This window comes from Mesorhizobium sp. 2RAF45, from assembly GCF_052115225.1.
Lineage (GTDB): Bacteria > Pseudomonadota > Alphaproteobacteria > Rhizobiales > Rhizobiaceae > Mesorhizobium > Mesorhizobium jarvisii.
In genome coordinates this window covers 764,465-778,772 of sequence record NZ_JBFRGG010000002.1, presented here as the reverse complement: position 1 = coordinate 778,772, position 14,308 = coordinate 764,465, and the positions used below count along the sequence as shown (strand labels likewise).

Sequence of the window (14,308 nt, the reverse complement as noted above, 5' to 3'; positions counted from 1 at the left end):
CGGTAGACTAGCCCGCCTTGCGGCGCAGCTTCCGCGCCAGATCGGCCCATGGATCGACGCTTTCGACGGCCGGCGTGACGCCTCGGCCTAGCAGCACCGTCGAGGCATCGAACGGCGTCGGTCTGGCGATCCCATAGCCCTGGGCATAGTCGACGCCGATGGTCTTCAGCGCGGCGGCGATACCGTCGCTCTCGACGAACTCGGCGATGGTGCGCTTGCCCATGACCTTGCCGATGTGGTGGATCATCTCGACCATGGCGCGGTCGATGCGGTCGTCCAGCATGTCCTTGACGAAGCTGCCGTCGATCTTGAGGTAGTCGACCGGCAGGTGCTTCAGATACGCGAAAGACGACATGCCGGAGCCGAAATCGTCGAGCGCGAAGCGGCAGCCCAGGCCGCGCAGATCGGCAATGAAGCGCATGGCGTTGGTGAGATTGGCGATAGCGCTGGTTTCGGTGATCTCCAGGCAGATCATGGCAGGCGAAATGCCATGGATGAGGAATTGCTCGCGCAGGAAGCCGAGAAAGCTTTCGTCGCCGAAAGTCGCGCCGGAAAGATTGATGGCGCATGTTGCGATGGGCGGCGTGCGCGGATCGGCCTGCCGGGCGGCCAGGATGCGGAAGGTGTTGCGCACCACCCAGCGGTCGATCGACGGCATCAGGCCGTAGCGCTCGGCCGCGGGAATGAAACTCTGCGGGGTGACGAAGCTGCCATCTTCGTCGGTCAGCCGCAACAGGATCTCTATATGCGCTCCAGCCTCGACGACGTCGTCGTTGAGCGGCCAGATTTCCTGAGCATGAAGCCGGAAACGGTCTTGCTCCAGCGCGGCGTGCAGGCGCTGCACCCAGGCCATCTCGCCAAAACGCTCGCGCAAGTCGACGTCGCCATCGCTGTGGATCTGGACGCGGTTGCGGCCCTTTTCCTTGGCCATGTAGCAGGCGACGTCGGCGGCCCGTAGCGTTTCCTCGATCGTCACCTGCGCATTGGCGATCTCCACCATGCCGACACTGACGCTGGTGTTGAACGGCCTGCCATCCCAGACGAAATGCAGGTTCTGCACCGCCGCGCGCAGCCGTTCGGCGATGTCGCACGCTTCGTTGGCTCCACAATCGACGAGCAGCACGCCGAACTCATCGCCGCCCAACCGTGCCAGCACGTCGCCCGGCCGCAAATCGCAGGTCAGCAGCGCCGAGATCTGGCGCAGCAACTGGTCGCCCGCCGCATGGCCGCACGTATCGTTGACCAGCTTGAACTGATCGAGATCGAGATACATCAAGGCGTGTTGCCGGGGCTGGCCCTGCAATTCGACGATGGTCCTTTCCAACCGGCTTTCGAAATCGCGCCGGTTGGCGAGCCCGGTCAACGCATCATGCGAAGCCTGCCACGAAAGCCGCTCGATATAATCCTCTTCGCGCGTCATGTCGTGGAAGGCGAGCACGGCACCGACGACCTCACCGGAAACGAGCAGCGGTGCGCCGGTCAATGCGACGGGAACAACAGAGCCGTCCGGCCGCTGCAGCAATTGTGGACGGGCGCTGGACCGGCGCGCTTCGCCGGCCAGGAGACGCTCGACCAACTGCGTTTCTTCAACGCCGGTGTCCTTGTCGACGAGGCGAAAGAACGCTGCGATGGGTTTGCCCCTGGCAGTGCCGAGCGGGCATGCCAGCAGCTTCTCGGCAACCGCATTCATGTAGTCGAGCCGCCCGTCGCGGCCGGTGCAGACGACGGCCTGGCCGATCGAAGCCAGCGTGATCTGGGCGCGCTCGCGCTCGGCATTGAGCGCCAACTGGAAGGCCTGGCGCTGCGCCAGGAGCTTGCGCGTACGCCACACGGCAAGCAGGATCAACGATGCGGCCGTGACGAGATTGGCGAAGGTAAGCAGCATCCGGATGAAGCGCGATCCTTCGCCGAGACTGTCCGAGAAAGCCTTGGACAACGGGGTGACCTGATGATCGAGCCGATGGATTTCCGCTTTCCAGGCGCCGATCTCGGCTGCCGACGCCGGCCCCTTGCCCAGCGTCGCATGCATCGTATCGCCGAGCCGCTGGATGGCGAGGATCATCGTGTCGGCCGCTGCCCAGTCCCGAATGGCGGTGTCGAGATAGCTGAAGTTCCGGAAATTCTGGAAAAGCCAGATCATCCCGGCGACGTCGTCCGGGTGGTTTCTGCCTTGCAGGAAGCCTGCCCGCGCGGCCTCTGTATCGGGCTCGGGCTGCTCCAGCGCCAGGCGGGCCGAACGGTCGGCCAGCGGAACGGCGATCGCTTCGCGATACTCGCCGAAGAACTCCTCATTGCCGGTGTCCGCATAGAGGCTGAGGAAATAGATGGCGTGCTTTTGCCCCTTGGACCACTGGCTTTCGCCGCCGACATAGGCGCGAACCGCCGAAAGGGTGTGTAGGCTGAGGCTGGCGACCAGCGCCTGGATGAGGACGACGGCGATGAACGGCCAGACGAGCCCGAGAAGACGGGGGCTGGCGTCCATCGATGACGGCTTAGAATCCACGGACGTGCCATGATCCTGTCAGCGCGTCTGTCCGACTGTTTCACCCGTCGGTTGAGACGATTTCCTTCTCTCATGTCGCTCAAATGGCGACAACAAGCGGGTATCACGCGGGACTTAACAGCAAATAAATAGTTCCGTCCTCTATGAAGCCTTTTCTTGATTTGGGTAGCCGAATATTACGCCACGTCAAGTGACTGCTTCGAGTTGAATCGGGTTGTATTCGAAGCTTATCGGTCCTTTTCCGGGCCGCAACCGCGCGGCTAGCGCACAGTCTCCGTTGCGAGACTTGCCTGTTCGAGCATCGAGGCATCCTCGCCAAAGGCACGGGTGGCACGGGCTGCCGCCTCGAGCAGAGGCCGTTTCATGCGCTCGAGGAAGGCGGCATCGACGCGCGTGCTGGGACCAGCCAGCGTCAGCGCGCCGAGCAGCACACGCCCCGGTCCGAATACCGGTGCCGAGATGCCCGCCGTTTCGGGATCCCGATCGCCGACGGCGAGGCAGTTGCAGGTCCGGCGTATGGTCTCATAGGGTTCGCCCGGCTGGCCGGAAAACGCCGCAAGCACGCGGCCGCCGGAGCCGAGAAGCAAAGGCAATACGTCACCCTCGCGGATCGTGTAGCGGATCGGATGCTTGGATTCGACGCGGTAAAGACAGGTGCGGACGTCGCCCGAGCGGACATAGAAGGCAACGCTCTCCCAGCTGCGCTCGGAAAGGTCGCGCATGATCGGCAGCAGGATGTCGACCGCCACGACCGAACGCTGATAGAGCGTGCCCAGCCGGAAGGTTGCAGGCCCGACACGATAGCGCCCGTCGTCCAGCCGCTCGAGCAGTTGCCCACGCAGCAGCGAACTGGCCAGCCGCAGGATCGTGCTCTTGTAAAGACCGGTGCGCGCCGCGATTTCCGCCAGGCTGAGCGAGCGGTCGGCCGTGGTGAAGGCATCGAGGATGGCAATCGCCCGATCAAGGGCCGCGACACCTTCGGCGGACGCGCGCCGGCTTACAGCATCAGTTGATCTGCTTGGTGAGTCCATTGTGGTTCCAACCCCGAGATGCCCGAGGGCCAGTCTGTCGCGCTGCCGGGGCGTTCTGTCCAGAAGAATATCGTTCCCGTTGACAGAACTCGGTAACATCTGCTTGAACTCGATCACGGGTCTGTGAATGCAGGCGCGTTTGGCAGGCACCGGAGGAGGTGTCGCGATCTGGAGGAATCCCATGCTGAACAGACGCAGATTTTTGATGAGCACGGCGGCTGCAGGCGCTGCCGGCCTTGCAGGACTTCATCTCACGCCCGCTTTCGCCGAAGGGGCACCGCAGATCCAGATATTCGTTCCGGCGGCGCCCGGCGGCGGCTGGGACCAGACGGGGCGCACGATGGATCAGGTGATGCGCGCAGAGAAGCTGATCTCCGGCTCGCAGATCACCAATGTCGGCGGCGCCGGCGGCACGGTCGGGCTGCCGCAATTCATCAGCCAGTGGAACGGCAAGGGCAATTCGCTGATGGTGGCCGGCATGGTCATGGTCGGCGCCATCATCGCCAACAAGGCCGCCAACAATCTGACGCAAGTCACGCCGATCGCCCGTCTCACCGGCGAATTCGAGGCCCTGGTGGTGCCGGCGGAGTCGCCCTTCAAGACGGCCGCCGATTTCGTCGCCGCGCTGAAGGCCGATCCGACGAAGGTTCCCGTCGCCGGTGGTTCGGCCGGTGGCTCCGACCACATCCTGTTCGGCCTGATCGCCAAGACGGTAGGCGTTCCGGCGACCAATCTTTCCTATGTGCCGTTCGCCGGCGGCGGCGAGGCCTTGTCGGCGCTGCTCGGCAATCAGGTGGCGGCCGGCATTTCCGGCTTTGGCGAATTCTCCGAACAGGTCAAGGCCGGCGCGCTCAGGCTGCTCGCCATCTCGGCCGACAAGCGCCAGGACGGCATCGACGCGCCGACGCTGAAGGAAGCCGGCATCGATGTCGAACTGTTCAACTGGCGCGGCGTCTTCGCGCCCCCTGGCGTGTCCGACGCCGACAAGGCGGCGATGATCACGCTGGTGGAGACCATGGCCAAGAGCGATGCCTGGGCGACCGAATGCAAGAACCGCAACTGGACGCGCATCCTGCTCACCGGCGACGACTATGCGAAATTCGTTGCCGAGGATTCGGCGCGTATCGAAGCCATCCTCAAGGATCTCGGCCTCGCCTGATTTCCCCAGGGGACGGCGCGAGCCGTCCCTTATTTTCTCAAGTCCGCCGATCGCATCGCAGATGAGATCGGTCATGGACTGACAGCATGAAGGCCGATGACAGCCGTCTTGGCCCGTAATCCTGGGGAGGACATTCCATGAGCACCATCAACCAGCCGACGGCGCCCTCGCGCCTTGCCGTGCCGGAATTGCTTGTTGGCATCGGGCTTCTCGCCTGTGCCGGCGCTGTCGCCTGGCAGACGCTGGCGATCCCGGTGTCGCCGCTCTACTCCAAGGTCGGCCCGACCGTCTTTCCCTACCTCACCATGGTCGGCCTGATGGTGCTTGCGCTGCTGCTCATCCTCGCCGCGTTTCGCGGCGGATGGCAGCCGGAGGAGGAAAAGGAAACGCCGACCGATTGGAGGGCGATGGGCTTTGTCGTCATCGGCCTTCTGGCCAACCTGCTGCTCATCCGGCCGCTCGGCTTCACGGCGGCATCGGTGATCATGTTCGTTCTCGTCTGCTACGGCTTCGGCAGCAGGCATACGCTGCGCGACGCGCTCACCGGCCTTGTCCTGGCGCTGGCCGCCTATTTCGGCTTCGCCAGGGCGCTCGGCGTCAACATCGGTGCCGGCTTCATCGAGAACCAGCTGAACACGGTGATCGACGCGATTGCCGGCGCGTTTGGGGCGTGAGACCATGAACACGCTCGAACAACTCGCCCACGGCTTCTCGGTCGCCTTCACCCCGGTCAATCTTCTGTGGTGCCTGCTCGGCACCACGCTCGGCACCGCCATCGGCGTGCTGCCTGGCCTCGGGCCGGCGCTGACCATCGCGCTGCTTCTGCCGATCACTTATCAGGTGGCGCCGGAAGCGTCCTTCATCCTGTTCGCCGGCATCTATTACGGCGCCATGTATGGCGGCTCGACGACGTCGATCCTGCTCAACACGCCAGGTGAAAGCGCCACCATCGTCACCGCGCTGGAGGGCAACAAGATGGCGCGGTCCGGCCGTGGGGGTGCTGCCCTTGCCACCTCGGCTATCGGTTCGTTCGTTGCCGGCACGCTCGGCACGCTGGGTGTCGCCTTCCTGGCGCCGGTGGTGGTCAAGTTCGCGCTGGCCTTCGGGCCGGCCGAATATTTCTCGCTGATGGTGCTGGCCTTCATCACGGTTTCGGCCGTGCTCGGCTCGTCCTCCGTGCGCGGGCTCACCAGCCTGTTTGCCGGCTTCGTTATCGGCATGATCGGCGTCGACCTGCAGACTGGCCAGCCGCGCTTCACCTTCGGCACGACCGAACTGCTCGACGGCGTCGACGTCATCATCGCCGCCGTCGGCCTGTTCGCGGTCGGCGAGACGCTCTACATGGCCTCGCGCCGCTATGCCGGCAAGGACGAGATCGTGCCGCTGAAAGGCTCGCTCTACATGACCGCGGCCGAATGGGGCCGCTCGTGGAAGGCCTGGCTGCGCGGTGCGGCGATCGGCTTCCCGATCGGCGCCATGCCGGCCGGTGGCGCCGAAATCCCGACCTTCCTGTCCTATGCCATCGAGAAGAAGCTGTCGAAGCACAAGGAGGAATTCGGCACGGTCGGCGCCATCGAGGGCGTTGCCGGTCCGGAGGCCGCCAACAATGCGTCGGCCGCCGGCGTGCTGGTGCCGATGCTGACGCTCGGCCTGCCGACCTCGGCGACGGCGGCGATCATGCTGTCGGCGTTCCAGAGCTACGGCATCAATCCCGGGCCGCTGCTCCTGACGACGCAGGCCAATTTGGTCTGGGGCCTGATCGCCAGCCTGTTCATCGCCAACGTCATCCTCGTCATCCTCAATTTGCCGCTGATCGGACTGTGGGTGCGGCTGCTGAAGATCCCGGCTCCGCAGCTCTATGCCGGCATCCTGGTGTTCGCGACCGTTGGCACCTACGGCATCTCGCAATCGCCCATCGATCTCGTGATCCTCTATCTCCTGGGGGCGGCGGGCTTCCTGATGCGGCGCTTCGATTTCCCGACCGCGCCTGTGATCATCGGCATGATCCTGGGACCGCTCGCCGAAACCCAGTTCCGCCGGGCGATGACCATCTCGAATGGCGATTGGTCGGTGTTCTACAAGCATCCGCTGTCGCTGACGCTGCTGACGCTCGCCTTCATCGGCCTGGTCGGGCCGCATATCTGGGCCTTCATCGAGCACCGCCGGCGGCTTGGGCCGGAGCATGTGCCGGGCGATGCCTGATCGATTTGAGACGATATGACAGACCTGCTTTCCGGTATCCGCGTCCTTGACCTGACCAATGTTCTGGCCGGGCCCTATTGTGCCTATCAGCTGGCGCTGCTGGGGGCCGACGTGATCAAAGTCGAGGGACCGCAAGGCGGCGACCTGGCGCGTCAGCTCGGCGGTTCGCCAAGGCTCAACCAAGCCGGTATGGGCGCCTCGTTCCTGGCGCAGAACGCCGGCAAACGATCTGTCATGCTCGATCTGAAGACAGAAGCCGATCGCGAGCGTTTCCTCGATCTGGTCGCCAGTGCCGACGCGCTGGTGGAGAATTTCCGCCCCGGCGTGATGGATCGGCTTGGCCTCGGCCATGAGGCGCTGAAGGCTGTCCGCCCCGGTCTCGTCTATTGCGCGATATCGGGTTTCGGCCAGACCGGGCCGATGCGCGACAATCCCGCCTACGACCAGATCATCCAGGGCCTGTCGGGCATCATGAGCATCACCGGCACGCCGGAAACGGCGCCGCTGCGCGTCGGCTATCCGGTCGCCGATACGCTGGGCGGGCTAGTCGGCGCGTTCGCGATCGCATCGGCGTTGGTCAGGCAGAAGACAACGGGCGAGGGCGCCTTCCTCGACGTCTCGATGCTCGAATGCACGCTTTCCGCGCTTGGCTGGCCGGTGTCGAACTATCTGACGGCAGGGGTCGATCCCAGGCCGATGGGCAATGAGAACATGACGGCGGCACCTTCCGGCGCCTTTCGTACCGGCGATGGATTGCTCAACATCGCCGCCAACAAGCAGGAGCAGTTCGTGACGCTTTGCCGGCTGATTGGACGGCCGGAACTGGCGTCCGATCCTCGCTTCGCGGAGCGCGAGACGCGCAAGAAGAACCGTGCGGCGCTGAAAACCGAGATCGAGGACGCCCTGACAGATGCTCCGGCGGCCGCCTGGGAGGAAAGATTGAACCGGGCAGGCGTGCCGGCGGGCCGGGTGCTGACGATCCCGCAAGTGCTGGCCGAGCCGCAAGTGCTCGAACGCCAGGTGACCGCCAATTTTGACGATGTCGCCGGGATGGACAGGCCGCTGACCGTTCTGCGCGGCGGCTTCATGGTCGATGGCGCGGCGCCGTTGCCGACGAAGCCGCCACCGGCGATCGGCGAGCATATGGATGAGATTTTCGCCGGCCTGTCGCCGCGCGCCAAGGCAAAGGCACGGGCATGAGCGACGCGGAGAAGAAGTCAGGCCGTGAGCGCGGCGAGGAATGGTGGCAGACTGGCATCATCGAGATGAGCCCCGGCGTCATCCGGCTGCGCGGCTATGAAATCCAGGACCTGATCGGCCGTGTCTCCTTCCCGGCGATGATCTGGCTGATGTTGCGTGGTGAATTGCCCAGCGAAGACCAGGCGGCACTGCTCGGCATCGCGCTGGGCGCGGCGGTCGACCATGGGCCGCAGGCGCCGTCGATCGCCATCGCCCGCATGGCGGCAACCTGTGGTGTCGGCATCAACAGCGCCATGGCCTCGGCCATCAATGTGCTCGGCGACGTGCATGGCGGCGCCGGCGAACAAGCGCTGTCCTTCTACGGGGATATCGCTGTGGCGATCGATGGCGGGATGGCGCTGGGGGAGGCGGTCTCGGTACGGCTCGACCGGTTCTTCGTCGAGGAAAAGGGTTATGTGCCGGGGCTCGGCCACCGCTTTCACCCGGTCGATCCGCGCGCGCCGCGCCTGTTGGAACTGACCCGCGAATTTGCCGCGCGTGGCGTCGTCAATGGACGGTTCGCCGACATCGCCAAGGTGATCGAGGCGGAGGTCGCACGCCGCAAGGGCAAGAGGATACCGCTCAACATCGATGGCGCCACGGCCGTCATCTATGGCGAACTCGGCTTCCCGCCGCCGCTGACGCGCGGGCTCTTCGTGCTGTCACGCTCCGTCGGCATCCTGGCGCACGCCTGGGAGCAGTCGCAGCAGAGCGAGCGCAACAAGGGGCCGCTGCCGCGCGAATGGTTGTGGGCCTATACCGGCATGCCGGTACGCCCTCTTCCCGAAGAGGGCGGTACGAGCGGCTGAGGAATTGTCCTGTTGTTTTGACGCAATTCCCAAGGGAAAGCGCTACGCGCTTTCCCTTGAAAACCGTTCACACTTTTTCTGGAATTGCTTTAGGTCGCGTCGGTCGGCGTGGGCTGGGGAAGTGTCAGGGTCTTCACCAGCGTCGAAAGATCCGGTTCGTCGATCAACATCGCCGCGTCGGCCGGCGTCAGCCAGGCCCGCTGTCGCCGCTTGGCCTCCTGCCAGTTGGCCAGTTCCTCGGTCACTTCAAGCAGGTAGACGATGACGTCGACATGGACAAAGCGGTTGGCCAACCGCTTCCAATAGGAATAGGTGCCGGCCGGCTGCTTCAGGGTCTTGCCAAGCACGCCGGCTTCTTCCATCGCCTCGATGGTCGCGGCCTTGCGTCCGTTCTTGCCTTTCATCGGCCACCCCTTGGGGACGATGAAGCGTCTCGTCGTTCTCGACGTGACCAGCATCACCTCGAAACTCCCATCCGCGGTCAAGCGAAAGGGGATCGCCGCCACTTGGCGGATTCTTTCCCCTTTCTTGGCCCGGCGTACGGCCTTTTTCTTCGTGGTTGTCATCTGCAATAGTCCAGTCGGTCAGTGCCCCATAGCGTGACGTGGCGCCTTTGCAAACCCAAACTGCCGCAGGGGCACCCTCAAGGTCCCCTACCATGTAAGTCGGCTAAATAAAAGAAGCCCGCCTGTCAGCGGCAGGTGCTCACGGCCGTGTTGCCGATGATCTGCGTCTGGCAGCCCGGCCTGACCCGCGGCACGACCGGCGGTGGCTGCTGGACGATTACGCGGTCCTGGTCGCGGTACTGCTGTTGCTGCAACTGGAATTGCTGCCGCTGAATGCGGCTCTGCAAGGCCTGCAGATCGTTCTGCTGGATCAGCGCGTTGCTGTTGATCGCGGGATTGGCCACCTGCGCGGAAGCGGGCAGCGCAAAGCCGGCCACAAAAGTCGCGGCCAGCACCGCCGATGCAAATCTCATCGATAGTCGACGCGCCGACGTCGGCATATTCCCGCGAAAAATCCTGTTCATTCCCGCAATATAGGGTGTTTGTCCGGCGATGCCATGGCTGGTCCATCTGTTACCTTGAAATCAATCGCGACCCCGCCGTCCGGCCTGCGGCCACGGATTACAGGCAACGCCAGCGCTGGAGACCGGAACGGACATCGCATTTAGTGAGATTGCCAGCGTTGCCTCTATGGAAGGCCGGGAGTGGAGTTCTCCAACACAAGAAGCGGGAGATCGAAGGTCGCTTCGCGGCGGCGCAGATTCTGCCCGGCAACCTCGCATTGCACTTGACGGAAGCGATCGATTCGCCGCTCTATCGGGTCGGCGCCGGCCTCGGGCTGAATGGCGCCCGCATGTCCGTCAGGTACAATGGCGCCTTCGGGGAAACGGTCAACAGAATACAGTCAGCCGTCTCTCAAAGTCAGTTTCCAGGCTGGCTCGAGGCGGAGCCGGGCGGGAGAGGTCTTGATGAGGAAATACGCGTATTTGGTTGCGATGCTGGGTGCGGCCTGCATCGCCGGTGTGCCGGCAGTGGCCGCGCAGACCAAAGGCGACAAGGTGGCGGCTCCGCCCGCCGCAGCCGATGCGCCACAACTGCCGGGCGGGGCATCGGCCTTGTCCGAAACCCATGGCGACTGGACGGTCAATTGCCAGATATCGGGCACGAACAAGGTCTGCAGCCTGTCGCACCAACAGTTCAACAAGCAAAGCAACCAACGGCTGCTGGCGATCGAACTGTCGAGCAAGACCGGCGATGACGCGACAGGCACTCTTGCCCTGCCGTTTGGGCTGGCGCTCGCCAAGGGCGTCACCCTGACCATCGATGACCAGAAGCTGGACGGCAGCCTGGCATTCAACACTTGCCAGGCCGTCGGCTGCCTGGTGCCGGTGGCGTTTGACGCCAATGTCGCGCCGCTGCTCAAGAACGGCACGACGCTGAAGATCGACGCCTTCGCGGCGGATACGGGACAAGCGGTGAGCTTTTCCATTCCGCTCAACGGTTTCGGCGGCGCGCTCGCCCGCACGGCGGAGCTCTTGTCAAACTGACGGCTCAGTCCGGAATCGGATGCGCGGCGTCCAACTGGCGCCGCATGTAGTCTTTGCTGTTCGCAATTCCCTAGGGAAAGCGCTGCGCGCCTTCCCGGAATTGCTCCAATACACGTCAAACGACTGTTGTTTTCAGCCGCTCGGCAATGAGGGTGGCGAGCCGCGCCGCCACCTCGTCCTTGGTCATTTCGGGCCATTCCTCGACGCCGGCCTTCGACACGATCCGCACCCGGTTGCGATCGCCACCCATGACGCCTGAAGGGCCGATGCCGCTTTCGTGCGACACATCGTTGGCGACGATCAGATCGGCGCCTTTCTTCGCGAGCTTTGCCTCTGCGTTGCGCAAAAGATCCTGCGTCTCGGCGGCAAAGCCGACGACCAAACCGGGTCGCTGGCTGTGGTGGCCGACGCCGGCAAGGATGTCGGGGTTCTCGACCATGCGCAGCACCGGCGGTCCTTCGCCCGCCACCTTCTTGATCTTTTCGCCGGCCGAATTCTCGCTGCGCCAGTCGGCGACGGCGGCCACGAACACCGCGGCATCGGCGGGCAAAAGCTGTTCGACCGCATCGCGCATCTCTTGCGCGCGCTCGACATGGATGGTTTTCACACCGGCTGGATCGGCAATGCTCACTGGGCCGGAGACAAGGCGCACATCGGCGCCAAGCCTTGCCAATGCGGCGGCGATGGCGTGGCCCTGCTTGCCGGAGGAACGGTTGGCGATATAGCGCACCGGGTCGATCGGCTCATGCGTCGGGCCTGAGGTGACGATGATCTTGCGACCTGCCAGAGGCCTGGGGCCGGTATCGAGCCGCGCTTCGACCGCGGCGACGATCTCCAGCGGCTCGGCCATGCGGCCTTCACCGGCTTCATTGCTTTCGGCCATTTCGCCTCTGGCCGGGCCGACGAAAGTGACGCCGTCCTTGCCCAAGGTCGCACGGTTGCGGCGGGTCGCGGCATGCCACCACATTTTCGGGTTCATCGCCGGCGCCATCAGCACCGGCTTGTCGGTGGCCAGCAGCACGGTGGAGGCCAGATCATTGGCATGGCCGTTGGCGAGCTTGGCCATCAGATCGGCGGTGGCGGGCGCCACGACCAGAAGATCAGCCTGGCGCGACAGCCTGATATGGCCGACATCATGCTCGTCATTGCGATCGAACAGTTCGGTGAAAACGTGATCGGCCGACAGCGCGCCAACCGACAGGGTGGTGACGAATTCCTGTGCAGCCGCTGTCATCACCACCCGAACCGCCGCTCCGCGCTCACGCAACCGGCGGATCAGGTCCAGCGCCTTGTAGGCGGCGATGCCACCGCCAATGATGAGCAGGATGCGCTTGCCGGAAAGCGTTCCCCGCGGAAGGATGCCCGCAGGGGCCGCAACCGGGGTTGCCGCATTGTGCGTGCTGGTCAGTTCGCGCAAGGTCTTTTCGATCTGGTCTATGCGGGCAGGCCCGATCTGGCCGTCGACAGCGGCCCGGATCATCACCCGCGCCTGTTCTTCCATGGAACGGTTGTTTTCCGCCGCCAACCGGCGCAGCAACTCCTTGACCTCATCGTCAAGGTTGCGGATCGTGATGCTTGCCATGTGATTGCACTTTGCTCATGCCGACCGACGGCAATGATAGCAATGCAATCAACTCGCCGCAAGTTGTGAGCTCGAGCTTCGATTTCCAGGCCTAAAGAATCTTCCAGGCGATATAGACCAGCGTCAATGCGATCACCCATAGCGCGACGCGGCCGGAGCGGCTGTAGCGCGCCTCGGCCTTGCCGATGGCACGCGCCGTGGTCTCGTCGAAACGCAGGCCGTGCTCGGCCATCAGGTCGATCTCGCGCGACAGCCGGTCGGTGCGCGCGGCAAGCTCCGGCGCTTGGCGGGCCAGTGTCAGCAGCGCCTTGGCGCCGTCGCGCGCATCGATCATCATGCTCCGCGGGCCAAGGTTTCCGGCGATCCAGCCGCCGACCACCGGCTCGGCGGTTTTCCACATGTTGAAGGCCGGATCGAGTGTGCGCGCCACGCCTTCGACCACGACCATGGTCTTCTGCAGCAGGATCAGCTCCGGCCGTGTCGCCATGTCGAAGAGTTCGGTCACCTCGAACAGCAGCGTCAGGAGCTTGGCCATGGAAATGGTCTCGGCCGGCTGGCCGTGGATCGGTTCGCCAATGGCGCGGATCGCTTGCGCGAAGGCCGCGACATTGTGCTGGCGCGGCACGTAGCCGGCCTCGAAATGCACTTCGGCGACGCGCAGATAGTCGCGCGTGATGAAGCCGTAGAGGATTTCGGCGAGGAAGCGGCGCTCTTTCTTGCCAAGACGTCCGGCTATGCCGAGATCGACGGCGACGATGGTGCCGTTGGCCTCGACGAACAGGTTTCCCGGATGCATGTCGGCGTGGAAGAAGCCGTCGCGCAGCGTGTGGCGCAGGAACGACTGGATGAGATTGGCGGCGATCGCCTTCAGATCGTGGCCGGCCTCCTCCAGGCCTGCGATGTTGTTCATCTTGACGCCGTCGACCCATTCCATGGTCAGCACGTCACGGCCGGTGCGTTCCCAGTCGACGGATGGCACGCGAAAGCCCGGATCGTCCTTGGTGTTCTCCCCAAGTTCGGAGAGTGCCGCCGCCTCGAGGCGCAAATCCATCTCGATCTTGGTGGTCTGCGCCAGCGTCTCGGTCACCTCGACAGGCCGCAACCGGCGCGAGGAGGGGATATATTTCTCCTGCAGGTGGGCGGCAAGGAAATAACTCTCGAGATCCTGGAAGAAGCGGCGGCGCACGCCGGGCCGGATGACCTTCACCGCGACTTTGGTGGCAGCGCCGTCATGAATGGCTTCGGCGGCATGGACCTGGGCGATCGAAGCGGCGGCGACGGGGTCGCCGAACTCGGCGTAGAGATCGCCCACCTTGCGCCCGAGCGAGGCTTCGATGGCCGCGACCGCCTCGACCTTCGGGAAGGTATGCATCTTGTCCTGCAACATGGCGAGATCGAGCGCCATGTCGTTGCCGACGACGTCGGGCCGCGTCGCCAGGAACTGGCCGAGCTTGACATAGGACGGGCCGAGCCGGACCACCGCCTTGGCCAGCCGGTCGCTGCGCTCATAGGCGAGCGCGCGGCGGCGGGTGAACAGCCGCGCCAGCCGCCACCCGAATTTCGGCAGGCCGGAGAGTTCCTCGCCCGGCAGGGCGGCGATGACGCCCTCGCGCACCAGCACCCAGCCGGCCCGCGCGAGCCTGAAACCGGCGCCGACGCTGCTCATGGCCGCACCCGGGCCGGTCCTTGCGACCGGCATGAGCCATATCGGGGATGAGAAATGCGGGCCA

12 protein-coding genes are annotated in these 14,308 nt (G+C 64.5%); 6 read left to right on the top strand and 6 right to left on the bottom strand.

What is annotated here, in order from left to right; all coding sequences use genetic code 11:
* Positions 1–7: 7 nt before the first annotated feature.
* Both AB4Z43_RS08615 and AB4Z43_RS08610 read right to left on the bottom strand, forming a co-directional pair.
* On the bottom strand, positions 8–2,482 hold the full coding sequence (locus AB4Z43_RS08615; RefSeq protein ID WP_038649632.1) for an EAL domain-containing protein: 2,475 nt from the start codon (positions 2,480–2,482) through the stop codon (positions 8–10).
* A 281-nt stretch (positions 2,483–2,763) separates the two neighbouring features.
* Entirely contained in the window at positions 2,764–3,534 is a 771-nt protein-coding gene (locus AB4Z43_RS08610; RefSeq protein WP_038649629.1) for an IclR family transcriptional regulator, read from the bottom strand.
* Positions 3,535–3,715: 181 nt separating this feature from the next.
* On the opposite strand from AB4Z43_RS08610, the gene AB4Z43_RS08605 reads away from it, so the two are divergent.
* The 5 genes from AB4Z43_RS08605 (at position 3,716) to AB4Z43_RS08585 (ending at position 8,943) form a co-directional block, all read left to right on the top strand.
* On the top strand, positions 3,716–4,693 hold the full coding sequence (locus AB4Z43_RS08605) for a Bug family tripartite tricarboxylate transporter substrate binding protein (RefSeq protein WP_038649626.1): 978 nt from the start codon (positions 3,716–3,718) through the stop codon (positions 4,691–4,693).
* A 137-nt stretch (positions 4,694–4,830) separates the two neighbouring features.
* The gene (locus tag AB4Z43_RS08600; protein WP_038649623.1) at positions 4,831–5,367 is read left to right on the top strand and encodes a tripartite tricarboxylate transporter TctB family protein; all 537 of its coding nucleotides are present in this window, start codon (positions 4,831–4,833) and stop codon (positions 5,365–5,367) included.
* Between the two features lie 4 nt (positions 5,368–5,371).
* Positions 5,372–6,895 carry a tripartite tricarboxylate transporter permease gene (locus AB4Z43_RS08595; RefSeq protein ID WP_441936913.1) on the top strand — a complete coding sequence of 508 codons (1,524 nt, stop codon included), beginning with the start codon at positions 5,372–5,374 and terminating at the stop codon, positions 6,893–6,895.
* Positions 6,896–6,910: 15 nt separating this feature from the next.
* Positions 6,911–8,095, top strand: a complete 1,185-nt coding sequence (locus tag AB4Z43_RS08590; RefSeq protein WP_441936911.1) for a CaiB/BaiF CoA transferase family protein — start codon at positions 6,911–6,913, stop codon at positions 8,093–8,095.
* Complete coding sequence (locus AB4Z43_RS08585) at positions 8,092–8,943, top strand: citryl-CoA lyase (RefSeq protein ID WP_019861169.1); 852 nt, start codon at positions 8,092–8,094, stop codon at positions 8,941–8,943. The genes AB4Z43_RS08590 and AB4Z43_RS08585 overlap by 4 nt, the downstream gene beginning before the upstream one ends.
* Positions 8,944–9,032: 89 nt before the next feature.
* On the opposite strand, the gene AB4Z43_RS08580 is transcribed toward AB4Z43_RS08585, so the two are convergent.
* Both AB4Z43_RS08580 and AB4Z43_RS08575 read right to left on the bottom strand, forming a co-directional pair.
* Complete coding sequence (locus AB4Z43_RS08580) at positions 9,033–9,509, bottom strand: NUDIX hydrolase (protein WP_064980868.1); 477 nt, start codon at positions 9,507–9,509, stop codon at positions 9,033–9,035.
* 125 nt (positions 9,510–9,634) lie between these two features.
* Positions 9,635–9,904, bottom strand: a complete 270-nt coding sequence (locus AB4Z43_RS08575; protein ID WP_394811834.1) for a hypothetical protein — start codon at positions 9,902–9,904, stop codon at positions 9,635–9,637.
* A gap of 513 nt (positions 9,905–10,417) precedes the next feature.
* Here AB4Z43_RS08575 and AB4Z43_RS08570 point away from each other — a divergent pair.
* A complete protein-coding gene (locus AB4Z43_RS08570; protein ID WP_027047394.1) occupies positions 10,418–10,996 on the top strand; it encodes an invasion associated locus B family protein in 579 nt (192 codons plus the stop codon).
* 115 nt (positions 10,997–11,111) lie between these two features.
* Here the strand turns inward: AB4Z43_RS08570 and coaBC are convergent, their stop codons facing one another.
* Positions 11,112–12,578 carry a bifunctional phosphopantothenoylcysteine decarboxylase/phosphopantothenate--cysteine ligase CoaBC gene (gene coaBC, locus AB4Z43_RS08565; RefSeq protein WP_441936908.1) on the bottom strand — a complete coding sequence of 489 codons (1,467 nt, stop codon included), beginning with the start codon at positions 12,576–12,578 and terminating at the stop codon, positions 11,112–11,114.
* Positions 12,579–12,669: 91 nt separating this feature from the next.
* The gene (gene ubiB / locus AB4Z43_RS08560) at positions 12,670–14,244 is read right to left on the bottom strand and encodes a 2-polyprenylphenol 6-hydroxylase (RefSeq protein ID WP_064981679.1); all 1,575 of its coding nucleotides are present in this window, start codon (positions 14,242–14,244) and stop codon (positions 12,670–12,672) included.
* Between the last annotated feature and the right edge of the window lie 64 nt (positions 14,245–14,308).

What these genes read in the sequence shown, in the direction of transcription:
- AB4Z43_RS08615 (WP_038649632.1), bottom strand. Translation starts at nt 2,482, where the DNA reads ATGGACGCCAGCCCCCGTCTTCTCGGGCTCGTCTGGCCGTTCATCGCC.
- AB4Z43_RS08610 (WP_038649629.1), bottom strand. Translation starts at nt 3,534, where the DNA reads ATGGACTCACCAAGCAGATCAACTGATGCTGTAAGCCGGCGCGCGTCC.
- AB4Z43_RS08605 (WP_038649626.1), top strand. Translation starts at nt 3,716, where the DNA reads ATGCTGAACAGACGCAGATTTTTGATGAGCACGGCGGCTGCAGGCGCT.
- AB4Z43_RS08600 (WP_038649623.1), top strand. Translation starts at nt 4,831, where the DNA reads ATGAGCACCATCAACCAGCCGACGGCGCCCTCGCGCCTTGCCGTGCCG.
- AB4Z43_RS08595 (WP_441936913.1), top strand. Translation starts at nt 5,372, where the DNA reads ATGAACACGCTCGAACAACTCGCCCACGGCTTCTCGGTCGCCTTCACC.
- AB4Z43_RS08590 (WP_441936911.1), top strand. Translation starts at nt 6,911, where the DNA reads ATGACAGACCTGCTTTCCGGTATCCGCGTCCTTGACCTGACCAATGTT.
- AB4Z43_RS08585 (WP_019861169.1), top strand. Translation starts at nt 8,092, where the DNA reads ATGAGCGACGCGGAGAAGAAGTCAGGCCGTGAGCGCGGCGAGGAATGG.
- AB4Z43_RS08580 (WP_064980868.1), bottom strand. Translation starts at nt 9,509, where the DNA reads ATGACAACCACGAAGAAAAAGGCCGTACGCCGGGCCAAGAAAGGGGAA.
- AB4Z43_RS08570 (WP_027047394.1), top strand. Translation starts at nt 10,418, where the DNA reads ATGAGGAAATACGCGTATTTGGTTGCGATGCTGGGTGCGGCCTGCATC.
- coaBC (WP_441936908.1), bottom strand. Translation starts at nt 12,578, where the DNA reads ATGGCAAGCATCACGATCCGCAACCTTGACGATGAGGTCAAGGAGTTG.
- ubiB (WP_064981679.1), bottom strand. Translation starts at nt 14,244, where the DNA reads ATGAGCAGCGTCGGCGCCGGTTTCAGGCTCGCGCGGGCCGGCTGGGTG.